A 1,938-nucleotide genomic window follows, 5' to 3' on the forward strand; every position below is an offset into this window, starting at 1 on the left:
CTGTAGGCAAGCTGATCGACAACGCGACACCAGGCGTGCTGCAGCCACTGGAGCAGCAAGCACTGGATATGAACAAAGAGAACGAAGCGGTCGCTCTGGCGAACCCGGCCCTGACTCTGGATTCCGAAACGAATACCGAGAAAGGTGCGCAGCTGATGAAGATTATCGAGGATGCCCGCATCAAGTTTATCCTGGGTGAAATCGACGAAGCCGGCTGGCAGGCTGCTGTAGACCAATGGAAGAAAGACGGCGGTCAGCAAATCATGGACGAATTCACTGCCGCTTACAGTGAAGTGAACAAGTAAGCTTCCTTCTAGATTAACGAAAAACCGGTCCCGCTTTGGCGGGGCCGGTATTTTTGTGTTTGAGCTCCACAGACCTCAATAATCATAAGCTTGTAGTCATGTAAGCGCAATCAATTTGTCAAGAGGAAGCGCTATCATTTATATAATCATTATCTATACAGATCCATGTAAACCCTTTCATATCAAGGCTTTTCACCGCTCCATTTCCCAGCTTTATCATGATATGTCTCTTTTCCAATATGCATTATAACACTTGCAAGGTGTGCGGAAGATGTACATAGACTATGGAGCTAACAGCGTTTAACGTGATATACAACAGGAAACAGCAGGCGGTCCTAAGCGGCACATCCGGTACTATCGGATGAAGCGGCCGACACCACCTCAGACTCATCTTCAATGCTGTGACCTGATCTGCTTACCAATAGAATAGGGAGGTCATGTTCATGAAAAAGAAAGGTAAAGTGTTCAGTTTGTTATCCACGGCTATGCTTGTTGGCGTTGTAGGCTGCAGCGACGGTGGCTCCACCGCCACCCCGTCCAACAACACCACCCCGGATCCCGGTTCCGGTACTGAGAAAACGGCGGAGCCTGAGAAGCCATTTGAAATGAGCCTGCTGTTCCACTATGAGACGGAGCCGCCAAAGAATGACTCCGAAATCATGAAGATCATCGAAGAGTACACCAACACCAATATCGACGTTCAATCAGTTCCATCCTCGACCGGCGCAGAGAAGTTCAATGTTACTGTCGCTTCCGGCAACTTCCCGACTGCGATCAAAACGTTCTATGATGTACCGGTTGTCAATGCGATCAAAACCGGCGTGTTCTGGGAAATCGGCCCTTACCTGAAAGACTACCCGAACCTGTCCGCCATCAACTCGCAGGTGTATGACAACATGAAGGTTCAAGGTAAAATTTATGGCGTTCCATCCGTTCGTGACTTGGCGCGCAACACCATGACGTACCGTAAAGACTGGCTGGAAAAGCTCGGTCTGCCAGAGCCAACAACGGTAGATGAATTTTACAACATGCTGAAAGCGTTCACAACCCAGGATCCGGACGGTAACGGCAAAGACGATACCTACGGCCTGATCGAAAATAACGCACTGTTCAACATCGATCTGATCACCGCTTACTTCGGTGCACCGAACCAGTGGGGCGTGGAAGATGGCAAGCTGATTCCATCCTTCCAAACCGAAGCTTATCTGGAGGCGCTGCAATTCTACCGCAAGCTGTTTGACGAGAAGATCATTAACCAGGACTTCCCGATCACATCCCGTGATAACTGGTTCAAGCTGTGGGATTCCGGTAAAGCCGGCACCATGCGCCAGGTAACCAGCACAGCTTTAGCCCGCGAACGCGGTGCACAGAAGGTAGATCCGAATGCGAAGGTCGACATGGTTTCCTTGCTTGAAGGACCACGCGGCACTGCAATCTACTCCGAAGCAGGAAACAACGGCTTCTTCCTGATCTCCAAGTCTGCGGTGAAAACCGAAGAAGAGCTGAAGAAAGTGCTGGAATTCTTCGACAAGCTGATGGATGAAGAAATGTCCAACCTCTTCTACTGGGGTCTGGAAGGTGAAACCTACACCGTTACGGACGGTAAAGCTCAGCATACCGACAAAGAAGCTTT

1 protein-coding gene and 1 pseudogene are annotated in these 1,938 nt (G+C 49.8%); both read left to right on the forward strand.

The window, feature by feature from the left end; all coding sequences use genetic code 11:
* Positions 1 to 305: pseudogene (locus tag JJQ72_RS20170) on the forward strand (extracellular solute-binding protein); the annotation flags it as partial.
* Between the two features lie 443 nt (positions 306 to 748).
* A partial coding sequence (locus JJQ72_RS20175; protein ID WP_208204782.1) for an extracellular solute-binding protein occupies positions 749 to 1,938 on the forward strand: 1,190 nt, incomplete at its 3' end.

It is taken from the genome of Paenibacillus sp. F411 (genome assembly GCF_017582705.1).
GTDB classification, from domain to species: domain Bacteria; phylum Bacillota; class Bacilli; order Paenibacillales; family Paenibacillaceae; genus Paenibacillus_AQ; species Paenibacillus_AQ algicola.